13 protein-coding genes and 1 pseudogene are annotated in these 24670 nt (G+C 45.5%); 7 read left to right on the top strand and 7 right to left on the bottom strand.

Going from position 1 to position 24670, the window contains the following annotated elements:
• Positions 1–417 precede the first annotated feature (417 nt).
• A complete protein-coding gene (locus tag SOHN41_RS11835; protein ID WP_007649196.1) occupies positions 418–1950 on the bottom strand; it encodes a DUF3360 family protein in 1533 nt (510 codons plus the stop codon).
• 913 nt (positions 1951–2863) lie between these two features.
• Between SOHN41_RS11835 and focA the strand changes: the two genes are divergently transcribed.
• Entirely contained in the window at positions 2864–4462 is a 1599-nt protein-coding gene (gene focA / locus SOHN41_RS11830; protein WP_007649195.1) for a formate transporter FocA, read from the top strand.
• 211 nt (positions 4463–4673) lie between these two features.
• Here focA and SOHN41_RS11825 read toward each other — a convergent pair whose 3' ends face one another.
• Entirely contained in the window at positions 4674–5585 is a 912-nt protein-coding gene (locus tag SOHN41_RS11825; protein WP_007649194.1) for a LysR family transcriptional regulator, read from the bottom strand.
• Positions 5586–5896: 311 nt separating this feature from the next.
• On the opposite strand from SOHN41_RS11825, the gene yfcC reads away from it, so the two are divergent.
• On the top strand, positions 5897–7402 hold the full coding sequence (gene yfcC, locus SOHN41_RS11820) for a putative basic amino acid antiporter YfcC (RefSeq protein WP_007649190.1): 1506 nt from the start codon (positions 5897–5899) through the stop codon (positions 7400–7402).
• 53 nt (positions 7403–7455) lie between these two features.
• Here the strand turns inward: yfcC and SOHN41_RS11815 are convergent, their stop codons facing one another.
• The 4 genes and pseudogenes from SOHN41_RS11815 to cysK form a co-directional block, all read right to left on the bottom strand.
• Positions 7456–10074, bottom strand: coding sequence for a TonB-dependent receptor plug domain-containing protein (locus tag SOHN41_RS11815; RefSeq protein ID WP_007649188.1), 2619 nt, complete (start codon positions 10072–10074; stop codon positions 7456–7458).
• 681 nt (positions 10075–10755) lie between these two features.
• A complete protein-coding gene (locus SOHN41_RS11810; protein WP_007649179.1) occupies positions 10756–11745 on the bottom strand; it encodes a TDT family transporter in 990 nt (329 codons plus the stop codon).
• Between the two features lie 123 nt (positions 11746–11868).
• Positions 11869–12954, bottom strand: a complete 1086-nt coding sequence (locus SOHN41_RS11805; protein WP_007649177.1) for a methyltransferase — start codon at positions 12952–12954, stop codon at positions 11869–11871.
• A gap of 223 nt (positions 12955–13177) precedes the next feature.
• Positions 13178–14145: pseudogene (gene cysK / locus SOHN41_RS11800) on the bottom strand (cysteine synthase A).
• 246 nt (positions 14146–14391) lie between these two features.
• Here cysK and SOHN41_RS11795 point away from each other — a divergent pair.
• Positions 14392–15660 (top strand): RDD family protein, encoded by a 1269-nt coding sequence (locus SOHN41_RS11795; RefSeq protein WP_007649165.1) that lies wholly within the window; start codon positions 14392–14394, stop codon positions 15658–15660.
• A complete protein-coding gene (locus SOHN41_RS11790) occupies positions 15657–16778 on the top strand; it encodes a beta-ketoacyl-ACP synthase III (RefSeq protein WP_007649164.1) in 1122 nt (373 codons plus the stop codon). The genes SOHN41_RS11795 and SOHN41_RS11790 overlap by 4 nt, the downstream gene beginning before the upstream one ends.
• A gap of 123 nt (positions 16779–16901) precedes the next feature.
• Here the strand turns inward: SOHN41_RS11790 and cysZ are convergent, their stop codons facing one another.
• Positions 16902–17681 (bottom strand): sulfate transporter CysZ, encoded by a 780-nt coding sequence (gene cysZ, locus SOHN41_RS11785; RefSeq protein ID WP_007649162.1) that lies wholly within the window; start codon positions 17679–17681, stop codon positions 16902–16904.
• Positions 17682–17878: 197 nt separating this feature from the next.
• Here cysZ and smc point away from each other — a divergent pair, with 197 nt between their 5' ends.
• The 3 genes from smc to ligA all read left to right on the top strand — a co-directional run bounded on the left by smc (position 17879) and on the right by ligA (position 24503).
• The gene (gene smc / locus SOHN41_RS11780; RefSeq protein WP_007649159.1) at positions 17879–21316 is read left to right on the top strand and encodes a chromosome segregation protein SMC; all 3438 of its coding nucleotides are present in this window, start codon (positions 17879–17881) and stop codon (positions 21314–21316) included.
• A 23-nt stretch (positions 21317–21339) separates the two neighbouring features.
• A complete protein-coding gene (gene zipA, locus SOHN41_RS11775; protein WP_007649157.1) occupies positions 21340–22377 on the top strand; it encodes a cell division protein ZipA in 1038 nt (345 codons plus the stop codon).
• 77 nt (positions 22378–22454) lie between these two features.
• Positions 22455–24503, top strand: coding sequence for an NAD-dependent DNA ligase LigA (gene ligA / locus SOHN41_RS11770; RefSeq protein WP_007649154.1), 2049 nt, complete (start codon positions 22455–22457; stop codon positions 24501–24503).
• The last annotated feature ends 167 nt before the right edge of the window (positions 24504–24670 follow it).

Genomic DNA, 24670 nt, shown 5'->3' with positions numbered 1-24670 from the left:
TATACGTAAAACATCAGTTAATTGGTAAGACCAATTGTCCATAAAAATATTAGCATAGCTCTTATTCGTCCGCACCATTATCAGGTCAGTTTGCCAATACTTAATGCTAAATTTGTTACCGAGGTAGCATTTATCCCTCTAAGTTTCGATTGCATCGCATCAAATTGTCGGCTGATGCAAAATGAAAATAGGGAAAAAAACTACCCAACAACTTAATTGATACAGGATCACGCAGGCTTGTAACGACAAGCTGGTTAACTTGTGCGTGTCGGTGTCATGTTAAGTTCAAGGGTACATAGTCAAGGGGCTTTATTATAAAAAAATCTATATAACTCAAGCTATTTGACTATGTATCATTGATATTGAAGCGAGTTATCGAGTGGAGAGTCAATCAAAGTTGACTCTCCACCCATAGGATTATAGAAGTGCAGGTATGCCTTCGATCATCCCAACAGCGAGCATAGCGGCAAGACAAATCACAAATGCCAGCCCTGGAATCACGATACGATCGGCAAATGACAATGTCTTTGGACGCTCTTTATCGCCGATAAGGCCATTGTTATCTAATAACATTGTGAGTGCCCAAGCGAGAACTGGGTTAGCCACGAAGGAGGCAAAAATACAGATCCCCGCAGCTTGACTACTGAGATTGTCTTTGACCATTTGCAGACCCGCTTCTAGCAGGGGTAAAAACACACCCACTAATAGAGCGATAGACATCACAGGGCGCCAGACGGTCACATCCATTGGATAGCCAATGATGGCCACAATGATACATAGGCTACCAAGTAAAATGGCCCCCGCAGGAATAGGACGTTTTGCGATGGCCGCTGGGATCATATATGTGCCCCATGAAGAGGTAATGTTACCTCCACCCACTGCTGTTCCTATCATTTGGCGTAGCGAGCAAGTCGTCATAGTGTCATCGACATCCATTAATACTTTTTCAGCGCCTTTAGGGTAATTCAATTCTTGGAAAATACGGTGACCTAAAAAGTCGGGTGACCACATGGCAACGGCTAGGATGGCAAAGGGCAGCGAAGCGATAAAATGTGCCATATTAGGTAAACCTAACTGCCATCCATGTTCGGTAGAACCCCACCAATAAACGGGATTTAGATTAGGGATCCCTGGTTCGGTAACAAATTTAAGGTCAAGTCCGGCCCCTAAGCCAAAGGCTAAGGCAATTGCTGTGATTGAGCACAGTGGAATGGCAAGCCAGCGCTTTCCTACTTTTGCGAGGTAAGCATATAAAATGACATTGACCAGCAAGATAGCAAACGCCACATAACCTAATGAATAATCAAGACTATGTTTTGCCTGTAGGCCGCTAGACCATTCGAAGAGTGAGCCGATTTGGCTTTTAGCACCCATAAAACCGAGGAAGACTAATAATCCTCCTGCCACACCACTACTTGTCAGGTTAACAAGCCGAGATCCTCCTTTGAAATAACTGAGAATTAAGCCGAAAACACCAATCAGGATTGCGAGGGCAAGGGGATGTGCACCCGCTAGAGCGATGGCACCAATCAAAGGTATCATCGGGCCATGGTTACCACCTAAGTTGGCGCGAGGATTAATAAAACCTGAGCTAATGATACAAAAGAGTAAAGCAGGGATAAGCATTTCGACGCGTACAACTTGGATGGCGAACTCTGCGCCTAAGTTGATGTGCTCCCAACGCTCAGTGAGTCCCGCTGCCCATGCGGCCATCACAGCTGAATACATCACTGTAATCCCAATGGTTCCTGCGAGTGCGGGGACGAGGTCTTCCCATTCAAAACGAAAATCACGACCCGGTAAATTTAATCCCCAGCGTCTGGGCTTCATGATTTTAAGTTCATGCTCTAAATAGGCTTCGCGAGAGACAAACTGAGAAGCTGGACGGTGCAGCTCTCTGTAGGTGCGCTCTGGGGCTTCACTTTCTGCTTTATTGACTGTTTCAGACATAGTTTCTCATTCTCCGAAAAGAACATTGTGATTCATCATTTGATGAAAACTGAGCGTGTTTCATGGTGTCGACAAAAACCTTTCTTGCATGCTTACAAGTGAGGAATCGCCACATTTTTATCGTCGATGTGGACCAATAGTGCTGAACATAGTCCCCATAGTATCGAAATTTATATTATCTAAATTGGTAAGACCAATTTACCTTATAAATCTTAACATAAGAGTCTAGTCCCATCACTAGGTATCAATAAATCTGAAATGGCTGTTTTAGTGAATTGGGAGGCACTTAACAACTTAGACGGGCGAATATGAAAAGTTGACGCTTAGGCACGCATATTGCGTTACCTATTGATCACATTTGTTATCCATTTTGTGTTGTTGCCCTACGAAACGATGCAAAAACGAGAGTCGTTCTGAAAAGTGACACGCTAATGAGCATTAGATCGCTATGCTTGCCGGGGTAAGTGTGATGTATCACTAAAATTGCCAGCTCGATTGAGTAAGGGCTTTTGTCTATCAGTTGGGCTGATAATGGGCTGGTATTGAGTGTATTGCCTTGTCAGTTATCCCTATTTAGACGTTGAGCAAGATAAGGCGTTATACGCGCATCCACCTTTACCCTGAGTATTATTCAATATGTTTTTGCACCCCTTACATTTAAGATTGAAATTATCCATTTAAAACAATTATTTAAATAATTTGTTGATTTTTGGTTTAATTCTTAACATCTGCTTTTATGATACGACGGTTCATCAGTGTTTTTGATGGTTGTCATCATTATTATCCAATTTTATTGAGCAAGTCTTCAGCGTATTGTTTGAGTGAACGATTCACAGAGCAATGAAATTACTGGAGAAACTTATGTTGTGTGCGGGATTTGTTAGGGCATTACTCAACGTTGGAGCGCAATAACATGAAAGCATCACACTATGATGCTCGCATGGGGGCGCCACGGCACTTAAACCCAGCGCTAGTATCGACTCAAGGTCAACGCGGAAAGAGTGACGCCGATAAGCCTAGTCTCTATCAACAAGCTGAATACTATGGCCAAAGTAAGATCGTTAAATCGGTGTGGCAATCCTTTGGGTTGGCCGCATTTGCTGGGGCCTTTATCGCTTTGGCCTTTGTGTTCTATATCACGGTCACCACAGGGGCTGCGGGAAGTGCGTGGGGGTTAGTACGTTTAGTGGGGGGATTGGCATTTAGCTTAGGGTTAATGCTGGTGGTGATCTGTGGTGGGGAGCTCTTTACTAGCACAGTGCTGAGTTCAGTCGCTTGGGCACAGAGGCGAGTCACTAGCAAACAGTTGGGCATGTGTTGGGGGCGGGTGTATTTAGGTAACTTGCTCGGTGCTATGTTGATGTTGTTGTTGATTATGTCAGCCCGTATGTATCAGCTCGATGGGGGATTATGGGGGCTTAATGCCCTAACGATTGCTCAGCATAAATTACACCATAGTTGGTTGCAGGCATTTAGCCTAGGCATCCTCTGTAACATGTTGGTGTGCTTAGGGGTATGGATGACTTTTGCCAGTCGTGATGCCTTAACTAAAGCGATTTTATTGATGTTACCCGTGGCCATGTTTGTGAGTAGTGGCTTTGAACACAGTATTGCTAACTTGTTTATGGTGCCTTTAGGCATCGCCATTCACACCTTTGCCGAGCCGTCATTTTTCACTTCGATTGGCGTTGAAGCCTCTCAATTCAATGATTTAACTATCAGCCACTTTATTCTTAATAATCTCATACCCGTCACCCTCGGCAACATCGTTGGCGGTGGGATCTTGGTTGGATTGGGTTACTGGTGGATTGAACAAGCGAAAGGAACGCATACCCCGAATATTGATCACCCTAAGTTAACCCTTGTTAATCCTTTGGCGCACCCCTCGACGACTTGCCCAGTGTCATGTACGGCAATGTCGACTCAGTGTCAGCCTGCCAATATTTTTGAGCCTTATATTCAAACTGTATCAACTGGAGAACAATCTATTATGTTAAATGCAAAAGTGACTTCAAAGCCTATCCCTAAAATGCGTGTGAGTGATGTGATGGACCCTGCGCCTATCACCCTGAACGCTGATCAATCTGTGTATTTCGGATTGAAGGTGTTGAGTGAGGCTCAAGTGCGTTGTGCGCCTGTTGTCGATAATAAACACGCTCTAGTGGGATTTATTTCACAACAGGACTTACTGCGTAGTCTTTGGGCGCAGGAATTTACCCGGGGTGTTCCTGACAAGGTCGGGGACTTAATGCAAACCGAAGTGTTAACTGTATCCCCTAAGGATCCCCTCGATGCCTTAATTGAACTGATGGTTGTCGATCGCCAGAAACTATTCCCTGTGACGGATACGGGATTGATGCTCGCAAGCAGCTACCAAAGCTACGAGGAGCGATTACGCCATGCATCATCTAGCCGACCTAGTGCATATCCTGTGATAGAGCAAGGCCAGTTATGCGGCATGATAAACCGAGAGCACATCGCTAAGGTGGTGTGTGAGGCATTCTATGACTAAATAGCGGATTCCTCATTATGCTAGATCGCAGGATATCGGACGCAGGCACGGCATTACTCTTCCCTGAGAGAGCCACCTCCATCCACGGCACAGAGGGCCTGCTGACCGATACCCTGCTCATTCTATAAAGTGATCTACAATTCGAAACGGCTATTAAGCTAGTGTGTTGTACCAATCTCGGCATTGTTATGGCAATGTCGGGATATTCGCTTTAACGCTTAATCAGCGTTTGTCTGTGCCTGATTAATCGTCTCGCTTCCGTTATGACGCAGTCGCGTAATGGATTTTCGCCCGCATCAGTTCGCCATATAAAAGATAAGTGACGTTTCATATTGAGTTGCGGTGTTGACAGAATAACCAGTTCACCATTAGCCACATCTTTTTCCACATCTAAGAAGGGAAGGCTGCTTAGATAGGGGCCATTTTTAACTAAGGCCTTGAGCAGTGGGACATGCTCATATTCTTTCCAGACATTTAATTTTTCAATGACCCCATGAATGGCACCATCAAAAATGCGCCGCGTCCCCGCACCTTGTTCTCTTAGCACCCATTTTGCCTGTTCAAGCTGTGACAAGCTGGTGCTTTCGTAGCGAGCATAGGGATGATGAGGGGAGGCGATCACCACTAAATGGTCATCTAACCATTGTTCTTGATGGAGACGGCTATCATCGTTTCGACCTTCGATAATCCCTAAATCGAACTCATAGTTCAGTAAGCCTTCGACAACGTTATCACTGTTTTCTACCATCAATTCGATGCGTAATTCGGGAAAATCAGTATCAATCTTGCTGATAAGCTCGGGTAGCAGATGCTCAGCGGCAGTTTGGCTGGAACAAAGTTTCACTCTACCACTGATTAAATGTTGCTCATGTAGACCTAATTCGATCTGTTGAGCATCCTGTAATAATCGCCTTGCCTTAGGGCGTAACCAGTTTCCCCAGTGACTTAATGTGAGTCTATTTCCTTGACGAATAAAGAGAGGTCGACCGAGCAGACTTTCGAGTTGACCGAGGGACATACTGACGGCGGACTGTGTCATGGAGAGTTTTCTGGCGGCGGCACTCACACTCTCAAGGCTGGCGACAGCATCGAAAACGGCAATTTGCTTGAGTGAGTACTTCATGTAGTGATGGGCTCCTAACTGAAAAATGCGGCAATGAAAACCATCAATTTTATTGATGGTTTGTTGGCAACGATTTTAAGTCTGAGCCGAGGTGCCTACAAGTAAAGTCATGATCTTGAATGCGGATTTTAGAGCTGCTTCACTCTTTGTTGTTAATTGTGTTGTAAGCCCTGTTGTTCCACTGGTTGGCGGTGTCGATGTTGATTCTATGAAATTTAGTTTATAGTGCGGCCTTTCAATTTCACGATAAAAATGGCGCGCTTATGACATCTCAGCCACACGAGGCAACCAAGACAGCCAATGTATCCCCAATGGCCCCCAAAGCTGTTAACTTCACCATGCCAGATACCTTAGTGATCATCTTTTTTGTGGCATTGTTCGCAGGGTTGATGACTTACTTTATCCCTATTGGCTCGTTTCAAACCCAAGAGGTGCACTATTTAGCTGAGGGTGTTGATAAAGTTAGAACCGTTGTAGATCCTAATTCTTTTGTCTATCAACTCGATGAATCGGGTGAGCCTAAACTGCAACCCGTTGCTTTATTTAAAGGTGAGGGCGGGGTTGGCTTTTTTAACTTTGCCTTCGAGGGATTAACGTCGGGCTCTAAGTGGGGCAGCGCCATCGGCGTTATTATGTTTATGTTGGTGATTGGCGGGTCCTTCGGGGTGGTGATGGCCACGGGCACCATAGATAACGGTATCTTGAAATTAATCGATAAAACCCGCGGTAATGAAAAGTTATTCATTCCGGTGATATTCACACTGTTTTCCTTAGGCGGCGCCGTGTTCGGCATGGGAGAAGAGGCGATTGCTTTTGCCATCATTATTTGCCCGCTAATGATCCGTTTAGGGTATGACGGCATCACCACTGTAATGGTGACCTATGTGGCGACCCAAATTGGCTTTGCCAGTTCTTGGATGAATCCCTTTAGTGTGGCGATAGCCCAAGGTATTGCGGGTATCCCCGTATTATCTGGCAGTGAGTTGCGCTTCCCTATGTGGCTTGGGTTCACCTTGCTTGGCATTGTCTTTACCATGCGTTATGCCCATAAAATTCAGCGGCAGCCTAGATTGTCCCACAGCTATCAATCTGATGGTTTTTTCCGTGAGCATCATGCCAATGCAACACTTGAGAGCCGATTCAACTTCGGTGACCTTTTAGTCCTGCTCACCTTAGTCTTGACTATGGTTTGGGTGATTTTGGGTGTGGTCGCTAAGGCATGGTTTATCCCTGAAATTGCCAGTCAGTTTTTTACTATGGGCATAGTCGCTGGCGTTATTGGTTGTGTATTTAAACTCAATGGTTTGACGCTTAACAGGGTGGCGCAGAGTTTTAAAGAAGGCGCAAAAACCATGTTAGAGCCAGCGCTCTTGGTGGGATGTGCCTCGGGGATTTTACTCCTGCTCGGCGGCGGGGCCCCGACTGAACCGAGTGTGCTTAATTCGATACTAAACAGCGCGGGCGGAGTGATTGGTCATCTACCCGATGCTTTATCTGCCTGGTTTATGTTGCTGTTTCAATCGGTATTTAATTTTTTTGTGACGTCGGGGTCAGGGCAGGCAGCCTTGACTATGCCGCTGATGGCACCACTCTCTGACATCGTCGGTGTTACGCGCCAAGTGGCGGTATTAGCCTTTCAATTAGGGGATGGACTCACCAATATCATAGTGCCAACCTCCGCGTCTTTGATGGCAACCCTTGGGGTATGCCGCGTCGATTGGGGGAATTGGTTGAAGTTTGTATGGCGTTTTATGTTGCTGCTGATGTTGGTCTCAAGTGTGGTAGTGCTTGGTGCACATTATCTTGGGTTTAGTTAGCTAGATAAAAAAACGGCATCCAAGGATGCCGTTTTTGTTAGTGCTAATTTAGATTAGAACTTTTGAGTATAAGTCATTGTGTATGTACGACCGTATAGGTTATACAGAGACTTATCGTATTCTAAATCAGAGTTCAGAACTGGATCTTCGTTAGTTAGGTTACGGATACCCAAGCCAATTTTACCATTCCAAGACGTGTTATAAGCGTAGCTTAAGTCAAACGTTGTTTGGGACGTTAAGTGACCGATTTGTTGATATGTCTTAGGATCGGTACGTTCTGCTTGACTGTCGATATATTGAGAAATAATCGATGCTGAATGTTCACCATAAGTCCAGTCTATTGCCCAAGTAAAACGAATTTGTGGCATGCCATTGCGACCAATTTTATCGTTTACAGGGCCGTCAAAATACTCTTCTTCGTCATAATTCAATACGTAAGTTAAGTCGTAGCTTGTACCAAACTCACCGATTCCAGTCTCAAAACCAGAATAAGTGACGTTGAAATCAATACCTGAGGTTTCAAAACCATTACCGTTTGCTTTTGGTGTTGTAGCAGCCAGTAATTTACCATCTGCAGTGTTACCTGCACGGACAATTTCACCACGGCTTAAGTTGCCATAACCTACTTTTTGTTCTTCTTTCAAGAGCGAGTCTAATGACACAAAGGTGATTACGTCATCAATCTTCAGATTGTAGTACTCAACTTTAGTGCTTAGATTATCAGTGATATCCCACACTAAACCTAAGTTGTAGAAGTCTGATGTTTCTGGATCAAGTTCTTTGTTTGCTTTACGTGTCACGTCATACTGTTTTGCTTTACAGTCAGCAACAGGCGTACCTTGTACGTCACAGTAGTGATAGTCTGTCGCAGTATCAGCACTAAACGCATCAGCAGCTAGGAGGTCTGATAGTGATGGTGCACGGAAGCCCTGTCCCCAAGATGCTCGGAAAACAACATCATCAATGACTTGGTATCTTAACGCGATTTTAGGCGTAGTCGCTGAACCAAAGTCTGAGTATTTGTCATAGCGGTATGCTAAGTTCAATTCTAAGTCTTCAGTGACTGGGATGATAGATTCTGCAAATACAGCGTAAACATCACGGTCGCCTGATGAACCATTACCAGATGAACCAATGACATCACCGGCAGCAGTTTGCGCGTCTACGTTAGCTTCGTATTTGTATTGCAGTGCTTCAGCACCCACATACCAACCAATGTTACCTGCTGGTAACTCAATGGCCTCAAAGTTAATCCCAGCGTTTAGACTTTGGAATTCCATGATGTCTTGCTTGAGTGTTTGATGCGCCATATCTGCGATAACAGAGGCTGAGTTACCTTCAGGACCGAAATTGAAGATACCGTCTTTCACATACTTCTCTACAGTCGGTCTGTGTACATAGCCAGTACCGTAGTTGCTGTTTTCAGCGAGGTTATAGTGGTAAGTCACATCCCAGCCAAAGCTATCATGGTTACCTACTAATCCTAATTGGATATCAGTGCTGTAATCGATGGTGTTGGCATCACGGGTACCGACATCGGTAAAGCGATAGTAAACACGACCCGCATTTTGGTTTTTGGTTACACCAGTCATGTTGCCTGCGGCATCATAGTTTTGAACGTCTACCTGACCTGGAGCAACGTTGAACCAACCCGCCGCCGGAGCATATCGACCGAAGGTTTCGTTACGAGCGAAAAGGCCTTGTCCTTTGAAGGTAATTTCATCAGACAGCTCATACTCGCCATTCACATAACCCGCAGTGTATGAACGTGCAGCATGGTCAGCAGCTTCTGCGGTATAGTCATAACCACAAACATAGTCACCACTTCCTGCATCATAAATGTGGCCACCGCCAACCATTTGGGGGTTATTACAAGCGGTAAGTGGTTGGAAACCACCAGTCGTCATATCTAAGAAGTTACGCGCATAGATAGACACACCAGTAGTATCATCAAACTTCGGTGCTAACACATTGGTTGAACTAGAGAACCAACGGTCACGTTGATAAATGATTTCACGATTTAAGTGTTCAAATGAGAAGGTCACGTTACCTTTCTCACCGACAGTACCACCCACAATGTGGGCTTTCCATTCTTCACCACCGTCTTGTGTCGGTTGTGTTGCTGTCGCAGAAACTTCTAGTCCTTCATAGCCTTGTTTCAAAATAATGTTGACAACACCCGCTACCGCATCTGAACCATAAACAGCTGAGGCACCATCTGTTAACACTTCAACACGCTCAATCGCAGCAGTAGGGATAGTGTTTAAGTTGACTGCAGTGCCACCTAAAGTAGGTGAACCTGGCATACGTTTACCATTTAACAATACTAATGTGCGGTCTTCGCCTGCACCACGTAAGTTAATGGTTGCTTGTGATTGAGCACTGCTTCCTGAACGCTCAGAGAAAGAACCGAATGAGTTCAAATTACTTCTTCTGAGAACATCTGTAATACTAAGTTCACCTGTTTTTTCAATTTGAGAAGCATCAATAGTTGTAACGGGTGATGAACCTTCCATATCCGTACGCTTAATACGAGAACCTGTTACTTCGATACGTTCAACTTTTGCACCATCTTCAGCAGCATAAATAGCTGAAGTTGATAAAGCCGCAGTAGTGGCACCACCAATTAACGCAAAGCGAACTGCTTTGGCTAATGTTGAATTAGCGCGCATATCATTCTCCCTTAATACTTGTTGTTTGTTTAGTTGTTATTTTAATTAAATACGGAACGTTGTAAGAAATAAGTGCCTATTTAATTAGGAACAAGATATAACCACAAGAAAATAACAAGTGCAACAGTGTGAATTTATGTAAGTTGCAACGCTTAAATGTTAGTTGTTATTTAAATGACTTTATTTTGTTTATTTACTGTGGTTTTAAGCGGGATTTAGATGGTTTGAATGGATTTTGGTAACAAATTAAGCTTTTGTTTTAACCTGTTGTTTCTTGCTTGTTTATTTTTTGTGAAAATTTAATTTTATTGTAAAAATAAAATAATTATACTTTTTTCGTATATTTAGATTTTAATTTAGACATCTGTTTTATACGGTTTTGGGTACTGTATTTATAAGGGTTGGTGTATTGAAACTATCTTAATATAATAGATGCTGTACGGTTTGGTTTAACGTTTGAGCCCCTTTTATTTAGTGACTTTCAGGTATTCAGTGTTTTCAATTTAATTTAACTGTTTTATGGAGAATCTGCTTGTAAAACACTCTAAATGTAGGTTCGTTTAATTAAATAAAATAAGGGGGTTAAATTTACTCATTTTTGTCATACGAATATTTTGTAAAATCAGATTGGGATATTAAGTAGTCAAACAGTTTCTAGCATTTTTACACTTATTGCTTAAGTTAAACCCTAGTATCGTTATGCATTCTATGAATAGACTTAGGCAGGTAATGGATGAAATACCTTATAGCGACATAAGCAACCACTAGGGTAGCTACGCCGAGTTCGAAATCGGCGAGTAATCTTACCCAATGAGTGAGCTCGCCCATTTGACTAAATTGCTCAAGCCAGTGGGCGGTTTTAAACAGTGCCGTTGCACCGATCACCATTGGAAAGGTAAACGCGGCATAGCCTGGGCTAAAAGGCAGTTGTAGTAGATGGAAGAAGGCGAGGTAAATCACCGCTGTCATCAAGACGGCAATACTCGCTAAGACGGCGACCACGGCAATCGAAGGTTGCTCGCACACGGTTAAGTAGCCCGCTAAGGATAAGCTGGCTGGAGCGGCGAGGATTGCAATTGTTGGTTTAGCCGCTTCAGGTACTGCTTGGCAGAAAATTAAGCGATAGAGCATCAGTGGCAGCATGACTAAATATGCGAGCATACCGAAGGCTAAAATCAGGTTAACTAACCAAGGTTCGCCATTGCTTGGGAAAGATACCGCAGCCACTATGATGCCAATCGGTGGCACAAACCAGCTTGGCACCATATGTTCAAGTTTAAAGTCGATAGTGCGGTAGTAGATAAACGCCCCTAAAAAGACGAAATGGATAATAATGGCGGCTAACCAAAGGGTTAATCCCGCATGGGGGAAATAATGGCCGAGCAGGTTCGATACCACCATCAATGCCATGGCAAATGTGGGGATCACGCTGCCAATTATAGGGTGGCTGAGTTCGTCCTTTAAAATGTTGGGATGGAGTAAAAATTTTCCGCTAAGCAGCACTAACAACAGCGAAGCTATGATAGCGCCTGTGAGCTGGCCCGTACCTTGGAGTGAAGGTAGCATACTTTCAAAGGCCCAACCTAAGCTAGCAATGGCGAGCGCTAACCCTGCCATAGGGCTAGGTAATTTGGCGGCTTTTGCTGTCCAGCGTTTGCGTTTTGAAGTCATTTTACTTACCTCTCAATACTGACATTGCTTAACATTGCCCCAATAGAGGACGCTGTTTTGATAATGTCAGTGTATGTCTGAGGGTTCGGTAAATAAAATTGATTAAACTTATTTGTAACGTAATTAAAATTTACTGTTTGGTTTGAGTTTACAGCGCAGTAAAGTGTGCCCAAGCCCTAAATTATCCGTATCTTCATCAACATATAACCCCGCTTGTTGCAGTAAAGCCAACACGTCCTTAGAGTGATACATACGACTATTGCCATTGGCCATAGCACTAAAATAGAGGCTAGTGGCATTTACACAGTAAGCCGAAGCCGCAGAGGGTTGCCTATCCCAGAAGGTTTCAACAATAAAAAGCTGGCTGTCTTGTGCCATGGCATTGGCGGTGCGTTTAAGAATGCTTAGGATCTGCGCTTTAGAGAAACAATCGAGGAATTGGCTCATCCAGTAAGTATCGGCACCTTCCACAAAGGGCAGGGATTCATCTAGCAGATCCGTGGCAAAGGTATGTACTCGTGATGAATATCCATACTTGGCAGCTTGCTGCGCCGCAATAGCGAGTTGGCCAGGAAAATCCATGATAGTGACTTCCACCTCAGGTTCGTATTGGCAGCAAGTGAATGCCCACTTGCCAGTATTGCCGCCGATATCGACTAAGTGCTTAGGATTATGCTTAAAGACTAATGGAATAATGGCGGGAAACGCATGATCTGAATAGTAATGATCGAAGGCAAACCAGCTTTCCTTCGCCTTCGATGGCAGATCTTTTAAGGCGGGATAGATAGTATTCCATTCCCCAAATACGGCTAATCCTGCCGCGGTTCCTTCCGCGAGGGCCTTGTCAAGTTGGAACAAACCTTGATAGCAGACATCTTGAACAAAGTTTAGATTGATTGCCCCCATATCATCATGTAACAGAAAATATCCTGTCTTATCGAGTATATAAGTTGCATCCTTTTGCCAGACCAAGCCCATGCTCAGTCCCATATCGAGCAATACACCGAGGGCGTACTCACTCATCTGGGTGGATTGGCTCAATTCCGTCAAGGTGATGCCATTCCCGCCAGCCTTATCTATTGTGGCTAGAATGTTGAACTTCATCAGGCAGTGGGCAACTTGGAAACTGATTGGCCCGAAGGCAATTTTTTGAGCTTCAAATTTAGCATCAAAAGCGTTGATATCACGGGGAGCAGAGTAAAAAGGCATAGAAACGAGCTAGTTGGCTTTAGATAATGCCTTTATAGCGAATTGAGTCACGAAAATCAGTTCGGTGTTAAAAAACTATGAACTGGGTCCTAACTTAATTTATTCATTGAGTGTCACCTAAATTTAGGGAACAGAAGTTTATAGGGATAGAGTGGATAGTGAGCCGTGAAGAGTTATAAAAAAACCCGGTTATAACCGGGTTTTTGCATGGAAAACCGACAAATTACTGAATATTTTCTTCGTCGCCAAATTGACCTTGGAACAATACCGAAGATAAGTAGCGTTCTGCCGCCGAGGGTAATACCACGACGATGGTTTTATCCGCAAATTCAGGTAATGCCGCGATACGGTTTGCCGCAACCACAGCCGCACCCGATGAAATACCCACTAAAATGCCTTCTTCTTGCATTAAGCGGCGGGCCATGTCGATGGCTTCATCGTTGGTGACTGCTTCTACGCGGTCAATCAACTCTAAATCTAAGTTACCAGGAATAAATCCTGCACCAATGCCCTGGATTTTATGTGGACCAGGTTGTACAGGTAAGCCTGCTAAGGTTTGCGCAATCACAGGAGAATCTGCTGGCTCAACCGCAACTGAAGTAATGGTTTTGCCCGCTACTTTTTTCAAGTAACGGCTTACACCTGTAATTGTACCGCCAGTACCCACACCGGCAACAAACACATCCACCGCACCATCGGTATCATTCCAGATCTCAGGACCTGTGGTTTTTCATGGATCTCTGGGTTGGCTGGATTATTAAATTGCTGTAATAAAATATATTTTTCAGGGGCTGATTGACGGATTTCCTCCGCTTTATCAATCGCGCCTTTCATGCCTTTTGCCCCTTCGGTTAGCACTAGGTTTGCACCTAGGGCCTTGAGTAGTTTGCGACGCTCTAAGCTCATGGTATTTGGCATAGTGAGAGTCAGCTTGTAACCCCTAGCGGCAGCGACATAGGCGAGTGCGATCCCCGTGTTACCCGATGTCGGCTCGATCAGTTCATGATCTTTCGTTAGCAAACCTTTTTTCTCGGCATCCCAAATCATATTGGCACCGATACGGCATTTAACACTGAAACTTGGATTGCGTGCTTCGACTTTGGCCAGTACTTTACCTTGGCTAACACGGTTTAAACGTACTAGCGGGGTGTTGCCAATAGTATATGAATTGTCTTCGAAAATTTTGCTCATGGATTGCTTGCTCCTATGTTTGCACTATTGAATCATAATCGCCTGTGGCGCATTTAGAAGTGATTGTTTGTTCTTCTTTATTCTATTTAGTTATTAAAGGTAATTCTGTTATTCGCAAAGCCCAATTGGCACTGGGTTTAACTGTGTTAACCTCTTGCTAACATCAGTAGGATTTGAAACATCAATAGGAATAACCACTTGATGTTTCGGTTATAAAAACGCTTATTAGGATTGGATTGCAACACCATGAAGCAACAACAAACGGACTTGGGCAAAGATCCAAGAACTATGGTTACCCCTAAGGCATTTACTATTGCCGAATCGGTACTTTATACCCCGCTAGCCACACCCTTTAAGCGGGCGCTAGCCATGTTAATCGACGGTTTATTTATTACTATGTTAGCCGAACAAATGGATTGGCTGTTTGTGCTCTTGGTGGTGGGGATTATTTATATCGAAAAACGCAGTCGCCAGTTTGGCCGTTTACTCAAATGGGGACTTTATGCGGCCATGCTGGGGTTAATGCTATTTAGCTCGGCGGGGAATTTATGGGATTTCCATCAATCGAATCAATCCTCCCGTGAACAAAACTCAGCACCTCAAGATATCAATAGCGTCGTAATGACCATTCCAGCCCTTGTCTCCCTTGGACTCTGTGGTGATGCAGACTGTGCCCGTGAGCAAATCTATGCGCTTAAACAGACCATGGAAGCCTCTCCCATTGAGGGGCTATCGGCCGTTGAACGTCGCGATATGGTGTTAGATACTTTAGATAGCACGGATTTATCCGAGGCCGATAAAGTGCAGTTACGTCAGGAAATCATGGCTGGCAGCCTCTGGCCCGAGGTTAACGTGTTTGAAGTGACCCTCAATTCAACAACATCGCGGTCACGGCCGGTTAATTTGGCATCGCCAAGTCCTGAGCCTGAGCAACACATGGATGGGCAAGAGAATGCTAAAACCGATGAGAAAGTTGCATTGGATAAGGGGGTATCAACAGCTAGGCCCCCCGATGCTAATACAGATAACAATACCGCGAAGAACCATACCGAAAACACGGACGAGGAGGATAGCGACACTCACAGTATTCTTGCCTGGATCAAAGGTTTTATGAGCGATATGGGCTTAGGATTTGGTTGGGCCGCCTTTTACTTCACTGTGTTTACCGCCAAATTTGATGGACAAACCTTAGGAAAGAAACTCTTGAGGATCCGAGTTATCCAACTCGATGGCGCTAAAATCAGCCTGTGGGGCGCATTTGGCCGTTATGGCGGCTATGCGGCGGGCTTCACGACCGGGTTACTTGGCTTTATCCAAATATTTTGGGATGCCAATCGGCAGGGGATCCAAGATAAAATATCCTCAACAGTCGTGATAGACTTAATACAAATGCATAAAAAGCAACAATTAGAGCAGCAACAGGCACAGGTAAAAAATGGATTAAACCCTGTGCAGACAACGGAACATGCTACGTCTGCTCACCTTACAATAAGCACTCGTTCGGAGCACCTATGAAACAGGTTGTTATTTCGGGAAGCGGTTTATTTACGCCGCCCCACAGTATTTCCAATGAAGCCCTCGTGGAGAGTTTCAATGCCTATGTGGATATATTTAACCTTGAAAATGCAGGGTTAATTGAGCAGGGTCATGTCGCGGCCTTATCCTATTCATCGAGCGAATTTATCGAAAAAGCCTCGGGTATTAAACACAGGTATGTGATGGTCAAAGAGGGGATTCTCGATCCTGAAGTGATGATGCCTTTGATCCCTGAGCGCAGCAGTGATGCTCTTTCTATGCAGGCCGAAATTGGGATTGAAGCCGCATTAATGGCGCTCAATAATGCCAATCTTAAGGCTGAGCAGATTGATCTGGTGATCGTTGCCTGTGCTTATACCCAGCGTGCCTATCCCGCAATGGCGATTGAAATCCAGCGCGCGCTCGGCACCCGAGGTTATGGCTATGATATGCAAGTGGCCTGTTCATCAGCGACCTTCGCTATTGTCGCCGCCGCCAATGCGATTGCCACGGGCTCAGCCTCTCGGGTACTCGTTATCAACCCTGAAATTTGCTCGGCTCAAGTCAACTACTGCGACCGTGATAGCCATTTTATCTTCGGTGATGTGGCTACCGCACTGGTACTCGAAGAACAGAGTCTTGTTGCCCCAGGTACTGGATTTAAGATCCTTTCAAGCCGGTGTTTTACTGACTACTCAAACAATATCCGCAGTAATTTCGGCTTCTTAAATCGCTGCGATCCCAGCTCGGCACACCAGCCAGATAAATTGTTCCACCAACAGGGACGTAAAGTGTTTAAAGAACTGTTGCCGATGATTTATCAGCATCTAGACGAACATTTAGCCGAACAGGATCTTACGCCTCAGTCCTTCAAACGTTTGTGGTTACACCAAGCAAACATCAATATGAATCAGTTTGTAGTGAAAAAACTGCTTGGGGATGAGGTTTCGCCGGAGCAGGCACCTGTGGTGCTCGATGAATATGCCAATACGGCATCTGCGGGCTCAGTGATTGCGTTCCACAAGTTTTCCAGCGACTTTAAGGCGGGCGATTTAGGCCTATTGAGTTCCTTTGGTGCGGGATACTCCATCGGTAGTGTCATTCTGCAAAAGTGCTAACCTCGGAATAAACCGATTGTTCCGCGATTTTCATTAATAAAAACAGCCTCAATTGAGGCTGTTTTTATTTTGCAGCAATAGACCTCACACCCGCGTTATTTTAGAGACGATTTGCTTCCTAAACTATTCTGGTGCTATCACAGGATTGCGGTAGGCTTCGCGGTATTTATCGACCCACATGGCGGTGGCGCCACAAATCGCTACGGGCATCACGATAAAGTTCACTATGGGGATCATCGAAAATAGCGTCACAGTCGCACCAAAGCTAAAACTGCTACCACGGGTCTGATTTAAGGCAAAGCGCATATCTTTAAAACTGACTTTGTGATTGTCGAAGGGATAATCACAATATTGAATGGCCATCATCCAAGCACTAAAGAAAAACCATAGGATGGGGGCTAAGGTTTGACCGACCATAGGCACTAAAAACAGTAATAAAAACACCAGTGCGCGGGGTAGATAGTATTTAAGTTTGATCCACTCTCGACCCAAGATACGGGGTAAATCTTTGATTAAATCGATACCAGAACCTGTGTTCAGCGGTTTGCCAGTGAGTAATTGTTCGACCTTTTCAGCCAACAGGCCATTAAAAGGCGCGGCGAGCCAGTTCATCACCGAGCTAAACACAAAGGCGAGCATAACTAACATAGTCGTGACGGCGAGTGGCCAGAGTAAAAAATTTAACCAACTTAAATATTCGGGTAGCTGGGCATTTAGCCAAGTAAACATGGCATCTAACTGGCCCATTGCCACATAAATGACGCCAGCAAACAGCAGCAGGTTAATCATCAAGGGAATAAATACGAAGGTACGCAGCCCTTTGCGTCTGATCAGGCTAAAACCGTCGATAAAATAATTAACGCCGCTTTTGGCGGGGAAGGGCAAGGTTTTCTTCTGTGTCATATCGTCTTTCCAAAAAGTTGAGCTACAACTGTATGCGATTGTGATTAACTCATGGGCAGATGACAAGCTAAAAGCCGCGTGAATTCAATAAAAAGCGTTACAAAATGCTGCTTGCTTTGTTAAAGTTGCCAGCAGAATACATTTGCACCGCTTGGCTCATTTTCGGGCCATAATTCAGAGACGCGCTAACTGGCACTATGAGATTAAAACAAATAAAACTTGCCGGCTTTAAGTCGTTTGTCGATCCCACTAAAATTCCTTTTTTACAGGCATTAACCGCCATTATTGGCCCAAATGGTTGCGGTAAATCCAACGTGATTGACGCCGTGCGTTGGGTGCTGGGCGAAAGCTCGGCTAAACACCTACGCGGCGACTCGATGAGCGATGTGATTTTTAATGGCTCCAGCGCCCGTAAACCTGTTTCAGTGGCCGGGGTGGAATTGGTCTTTGAAAACAAAGAGGGCCGTCTTGCGGGCCAATATGCCAGTTATGAAGAAATCTCGGTAAAGCGTCAGGTCAGTCGTGATGGTGAATCTTGGTATTTTCTCAATGGCCAAAAGTGTCGCCGCAAAGATATTACCGATTTATTTATGGGTACAGGGCTTGGGCCGCGTAGTTACGCGATTATTGAACAGGGCACTATTTCTCGGTTAATTGAATCTAAACCCCAAGATCTGCGCACTTTTATTGAGGAAGCTGCGGGGATCTCCCGCTATAAAGAGCGGCGTCGTGAAACTGAAAATCGTATTCGTCATACCCGCGAAAACCTCGAACGTTTGGGGGATATTCGTAGCGAGTTAGGCAAACAGTTAGATAAGCTTGCCCAACAAGCCAAGGCAGCCAAACAATACCGTGAGTTAAAGCAGGCCGAGCGCAAGACCCATGCCGAACTCCTTGTTATGCGTTATCAAGAGTTGCAAGCCCAGATGGCAAATCTGTCTGAGCAAATCACTGGGATGGAAGTACAACAAGCGGCGGCACAGTCACTTGCACAAACCGAAGAGTTGCAAGCTACTGAATTACAATTACAACTCGCTCAGTTGGCTGAACAGGAACAGCGTGCGGTCGAGGGCTATTATCTTACGGGCACCGAAATCGCAAAGTTAGAGCAGCAATTACAGAGCCAAAAACAACGCGATGCTCAGCTTGAGACACAGTTAATTCAGATTAAGGAACAGATCCAACAACATACGGATAAACTCGATGGCTATCAAACGAATCTCAGGGCGTTGGAGTTAGAGTTATCCCTACTGGCTCCCCAACATGAAGAACAGCAAGAAATACTGGATGAGCTGCAATGCCAGTGGGTAATGAGTGTCGAGCGTAACGAGCAACAGACCGAAAGCTTGCGCAAGCAAGCTGCGTTAGTTGCTCAACACCAATTACAGCTTGAGCTTAGTCGCAGCAAGCTCACACATCAGCAGCAATTGTTGGAGCATAAACAGCAACAGAGCCGTGAGCAACAGACTGAGCTAATAACACTGGCTCACCTTGAGCAGGAAGATAGACTCACACCCCTTAGCCAAGCGGTGGCGGCAATAACGCACACGCTCGCCGAGCAAGTGGAAGTAAATCATCAACTTGAACATCAAGTCAGCATAGAGACTGAAGCGTTAGATCAAGTTCGAATCGATTTTGAGCGAGTTTCCCAAGAGCTGACCTCAATGCGGGCTCGTTTTGAGTTGGTCGAGCAATGGCTGGTAAAACAGGAACAACTAACGGATAAACCGCAGCTATGGCAAAGTTTAACCGTTGAAAATGGCTGGGAAATGGCCGCAGAACTTGCCTTAAATGGCCTGATGAACCTACCCGTTGGAGTACCTGAGACTGAAGTTGGTTTTCACCTTTTTGCCATACAGCCGACAGAGATAGGGCTAAATAAAGACTATCAGGCCAAACTCCAATCCAATGTCAATCTTGCCCCTTGGTTGTCTGGGCTGCAATGGGCCCAGGATCTGCCATCTGCAAGGCTGATGTTGCCTCTACTTAAGGACAATGAGCGTATTGTCACCGCCGATGGCTATTTATTGGGCCAAGGTTTTTTAATTGCCAAGCAAGATAGTGCGCAATCCCTAGTGCAGCTCAGTAAAGAGCAAGGGCAATTATCCGAGGGGATCCGTGAGTGGGAGAGCAAACTTGCCCAGTTGCAAGCTAAGTTGGCTGAATGCACTGTTAACTTAAATCAAGCAAGACAACAGCTTATCTCTGGGGGGCAGAAGTTACATCAGCTACAGCTAGAACAGACAACTAAACAGGTGCAATTGGCTAACGCAAGCGAGCAGGCTCAGTTATCCGCCGCGAAGCGCGCTCAGCTTGAACAAGCTCTGTCGCTGAATGCGGCGCAGATCTCCACCTTAACTGAGCAATTTAACCTGCTTGAAGAGCAAGAGGTCGAACTTGAGGAGAGCCTGCAGTCGAGCCTAGAAAATCAGCAACAACTCAGTCAGGACTCCCAAACAGATTTAGTGCGCCATCAAGCATTAAAGGCTCGGATCACTGAGATTGAACGCCAGTTATCGACCCTTAGGACTAGCTTGCAATCCGTGACAATGCGAATGGCCGTCAGCAGCGAGCAAATTCAGTTGCAGCAAATCCGTGTCAGTGAATTAGCCCAGTCTCGAGAAACATTGTCAGCTCAGCTTGCCAGCGTGCTAGAGCAAAGTGGGCTGCAAAATAGTGAGTTATTGGCTGCACAATTAGCCGAGTTGCTTAATCAACAACAGCAGCAGCAACAGGGCCTTAAAATTGTACGAACGGAGCAAAGTACGCTTTCAGAGGCATTAAACCGTATAGGATTAAAGCAAAAACAAGAGCTTGGTAAGCTTGAGGGCTTGACTCAAAGCCTGAGCACGTTAAAGTTACGTCGTGAAGGATTAAAAGGCCAAGCAGAAAGTCAATTAGAGGCACTGCAGGAACAACACATTGTCCTGTCACAGATTATCGACACCTTACCCTTAGATGGGCATCCCGATAAGTGGCAGAGTGATTTAGATCAGATACGACAAAAAATCATCCGTTTAGGAGCCATTAATCTCGCCGCGATCGAAGAATTTGAACAGCAAAGTGAGCGAAAATCGTATCTGGATCATCAAGATGACGATTTAAATAAAGGACTCGCCACCTTAGAAGAGGCGATCCGTAAGATAGATAAGGAAACCCGTACCCGCTTTAAGGCGACGTTTGATACTGTTAACGAAGATCTCGGGCGTTTATTCCCTAAGGTATTTGGTGGCGGACGCGCTTATTTAGCACTGACAGAGGATGATTTGCTGGAGACGGGCGTGACTATTATGGCCCAACCACCGGGTAAGAAGAACAGCACAATCCATCTTCTTTCGGGTGGTGAAAAAGCCTTAACCGCTTTATCATTGGTATTCGCTATTTTTAGGCTGAATCCGGCACCCTTCTGTATGTTAGACGAAGTGGATGCCCCATTAGACGATGCCAACGTGGAACGTTTCTGTCGATTACTCAAAGAAATGTCACAAAGTGTACAGTTTATATATATTAGCCATAACAAAATAACCATGGAGATGGCTGATCAACTAATAGGCGTGACTATGCATGAGCCTGGTGTATCCCGTATAGTCGCGGTAGATTTAGAGCAAGCGGTGGCGATGGCTGACGCTGGATAACTAGAAGAAAGACAGGGTAACCAATGGAAGATTTGCAACTAGTTCTGTTTGTTTTAGGCGCCATAGCCATAGTTGCTGTGCTGGTGCATGGATTTTGGTCTATTAGAAGACAACAACCTAAGTCATTGAAAGATAGTTCAATGGGTAATTTTTATAAGAAACAGGCAGAGAAAAGCGAGGGTGCGCCTAAGCGGGTCGATGCCGATGGCTTTGATGCCGATGGTATCGGTGCCGTACGTGTGCGTAAGGCGGGAGAAACCAGCCATGATACGCCTGCGATTAACCCGTATTTAAAACAAGATGCCAAAGTAGATACAAAACCAGAATCTAAGCCGCTCTTCAAACAAGACGTTCAGCCAGAGATTAAACAAGAGCCTATTCTACAACAACCGGATTTTAGTCTGCAGTCACCGACAGCCAAAGAGCAACACCGTGGCCCTAAAGCTTCGCGTCAAGAGCCTATGCTCACGGGGCATACTCCGCACCTAGGCCAATCCCATGCCGCTATGGTTGCTCAAAAAGTGGCAGAGGAGCAACGAGCCCATGCACCCGTGCCGACTCAAACCGCATTATTTGATGACGAAGACGTCTATCGAGAAGAGCATAACCAAGACGAAGATGTCGAAGAAGCCGTTGAAGAAGGTTTAGGTGAGCCCCGGGATGTGTTGGTGCTACATGTGGTTGCCAAAGAAGGGCAGCAACTTAATGGTGCTGAACTGCTGCCTTGCTTTTTAACCTTAAACTTTAAATATGGCGATATGAATATTTTCCACCGTCATGTGGATAACGCAGGAAATGGTAAAGTTTTGTTTTCAATTGCAAACATGTTAAAGCCAGGGGTGTTCGACCCCGATAATATGGAGCAATTCAGCACCCAAGGCGTCGTATTTTTTATGACGCTACCTTGCTATGGCGATGCCTTAATGAATTTTTCCATTATGCTCAACTCGGCGCGTCAGCTCGCGGATGATATCGATGCTGTTGTACTCGATGGCCAGCGCCAACCTTGGGGCGAGTTTACTAAACAAGACTATTTGCACCGTATCCGCGCGAACGCTTAATATTAAATCATTCTGACATGATGAGGCCGCTAATTGCGGCCTCATTTTTGTGCTCTAAAGAGATCTGGATAAAGAATATGCAAGACATTCAACTCGATAAACTTCTTTCTGCCGATGTGTCACGCGAGAATGCGCCGCAGGTAATGCTGGCCCTCAGCCAATCACTGAACGAACACAATATTCGTTACTATGTGGATGATGCACCAAGCATTACCGATTCCGAGTATGATCGGCTGATGCAGCGTTTACTTAAGCTAGAGGCGCAGTTTCCGGAGTATATTGCTGCCGATTCGCCGACCCAGCGTGTCGGGGGAATGGCGCTGGCTAAATTTGATCAAATCACTCACCTCAAACCTATGCTGAGTCTAGATAATGCCTTCGACGAGGCAGATTTTAGCGCCTTCCACCGGCGGGTTACAGATAAAGTGGGTGAGGTGAGTTTTTGCTGTGAACCCAAACTCGACGGTCTGGCGGTGAGCATTTTATATCGTGATGGGGTGCTCGAACGCGCCGCGACCCGCGGCGATGGCACTACGGGTGAAGATATCACCGAAAACGTCAAGACAATCCGATCAATCCCCCTTAAATTGCGTGGCCATGATTTCCCTGAATTGGTTGAAGTGCGTGGTGAAGCCTTTATGCCTAAAGCGGCCTTTGAAGCGCTTAATGACCGTGCTCGGGCAAAGGATGAAAAGCTGTTTGTCAATCCACGTAATGCAGCGGCGGGAAGCCTACGTCAACTCGACAGTAAGATAACCGCCTCTCGCTCACTGGCCTTTTATGCCTATGCCTTGGGCGTTGTTGAGCCGGATACCTATCCCTTAGCCAAAACCCATTTCGAGCAGTTACAGCAGCTTAAGTCATGGGGTTTACCCGTCAGCAATGAAATTGAAGTCTGCGCTGAATTAGACCAAGTATTTGACTACTATAAAGATATTCTAACCCGTCGCAGTGGTTTACCCTTTGAAATCGATGGCGTGGTGATGAAAGTCAACGATATTGCACAGCAGCAAAGTTTAGGTTTTGTAGCAAAATCCCCCCGCTGGGCCATTGCCTATAAATTCCCTGCCCAGGAGGAAATGACCCTGCTCGAAGATGTGGACTTTCAAGTGGGCCGCACGGGCGCAGTTACGCCCGTTGCACGCTTAAAACCGGTATTTGTGGGCGGTGTGACGGTTTCCAATGCCACGCTTCACAATGCCGATGAGATTGAGCGTTTAGGGATAAAAATCGGTGATACTGTGATTATCCGCCGCGCCGGTGATGTGATCCCACAGATAGTTTCTGTGGTATTGGAGAAGCGTACTGGTGCTGAAAAAGAAATTGTCTTTAAACCAGAATGTCCCGTCTGTGGCAGTCTAGTCGAACGTCTAGAAGGTGAGGCGGTAGCCCGTTGCAGTGGTGGCTTATTCTGTGAGGCGCAGCGCAAAGAGGCGATTAAGCATTTTGCCTCTCGCAAGGCGTTAGATATCGACGGCATGGGTGATAAAGTCGTCGAGCAATTGATTGATAAAGAGTTAGTTCAGAGTCCTGCGGATCTGTTTAAGCTCACCGCTTCTATGATGACCATGCTCGATCGTATGGGTATGAAGTCGGCAGCCAATTTAGCCGCGGCGATTGAAGCGGCTAAAACCACAACACTTGCGCGTTTCTTATATGCATTGGGGATCCGTGAAGTCGGTGAGGCGACGGCGGCTAATCTTGCAGCCCACTTCACCAGTTTAGATGCGTTGCGTGATGCCACAGTGGAGCAGTTAACAGAGGTTGAGGACGTCGGTGCGGTCGTTGCCCAACATGTGGCACACTTTTTTGCTCAGCCCCATAACCTTGAGGTGATCGATGCCTTAATCGCTGCTGGTGTGCATTGGCCCGCCATTGAAGCGCCAAGTGCGGACGCACAACCACTAAAAGGCCAAACTTGGGTATTAACTGGCACATTAAACCAGCTTAATCGCAACGATGCCAAAGCGCAGTTGCAAGCTCTGGGGGCGAAAGTCGCTGGCAGTGTCTCAAAGAATACCGATTGTTTAGTCGCGGGTGAGGCTGCGGGATCCAAACTTGCCAAGGCACAGGAACTCGGCGTGAAAGTGATCGATGAGGCTGAATTGTTAGCCCTTTTTGGCTGAAAAGCATTAAGTGTACTGAGTGTGATTAAATTTACCGACAAATAAGCCTTACAAGGCTTATTTGTGCTCATCGCACATTCCACAGCGAGCTGACGAAGATACCTTTATGGATCCATGGCATTTATTGAAGGCTGCCATTGAAATTGACTGAATAGGCACCATTTAGT

Origin of the sequence: Shewanella sp. HN-41, from assembly GCF_000217915.1 — a bacterium.
GTDB lineage: Bacteria > Pseudomonadota > Gammaproteobacteria > Enterobacterales > Shewanellaceae > Shewanella.
The sequence above is the reverse complement of the archived record's forward strand: the minus strand, read 5'-3'. Positions and strand labels throughout refer to the sequence as shown.

Bases quoted from the DNA above. Each gene is read 5' to 3' on its own strand.
- SOHN41_RS11835 (WP_007649196.1), bottom strand. From the start codon at position 1,950: ATGTCTGAAACAGTCAATAAAGCAGAAAGTGAAGCCCCAGAGCGCACC.
- focA (WP_007649195.1), top strand. From the start codon at position 2,864: ATGAAAGCATCACACTATGATGCTCGCATGGGGGCGCCACGGCACTTA.
- SOHN41_RS11825 (WP_007649194.1), bottom strand. From the start codon at position 5,585: ATGAAGTACTCACTCAAGCAAATTGCCGTTTTCGATGCTGTCGCCAGC.
- yfcC (WP_007649190.1), top strand. From the start codon at position 5,897: ATGGCCCCCAAAGCTGTTAACTTCACCATGCCAGATACCTTAGTGATC.
- SOHN41_RS11815 (WP_007649188.1), bottom strand. From the start codon at position 10,074: ATGCGCGCTAATTCAACATTAGCCAAAGCAGTTCGCTTTGCGTTAATT.
- SOHN41_RS11810 (WP_007649179.1), bottom strand. From the start codon at position 11,745: ATGACTTCAAAACGCAAACGCTGGACAGCAAAAGCCGCCAAATTACCT.
- SOHN41_RS11805 (WP_007649177.1), bottom strand. From the start codon at position 12,954: ATGCCTTTTTACTCTGCTCCCCGTGATATCAACGCTTTTGATGCTAAA.
- SOHN41_RS11795 (WP_007649165.1), top strand. From the start codon at position 14,392: ATGAAGCAACAACAAACGGACTTGGGCAAAGATCCAAGAACTATGGTT.
- SOHN41_RS11790 (WP_007649164.1), top strand. From the start codon at position 15,657: ATGAAACAGGTTGTTATTTCGGGAAGCGGTTTATTTACGCCGCCCCAC.
- cysZ (WP_007649162.1), bottom strand. From the start codon at position 17,681: ATGACACAGAAGAAAACCTTGCCCTTCCCCGCCAAAAGCGGCGTTAAT.
- smc (WP_007649159.1), top strand. From the start codon at position 17,879: ATGAGATTAAAACAAATAAAACTTGCCGGCTTTAAGTCGTTTGTCGAT.
- zipA (WP_007649157.1), top strand. From the start codon at position 21,340: ATGGAAGATTTGCAACTAGTTCTGTTTGTTTTAGGCGCCATAGCCATA.
- ligA (WP_007649154.1), top strand. From the start codon at position 22,455: ATGCAAGACATTCAACTCGATAAACTTCTTTCTGCCGATGTGTCACGC.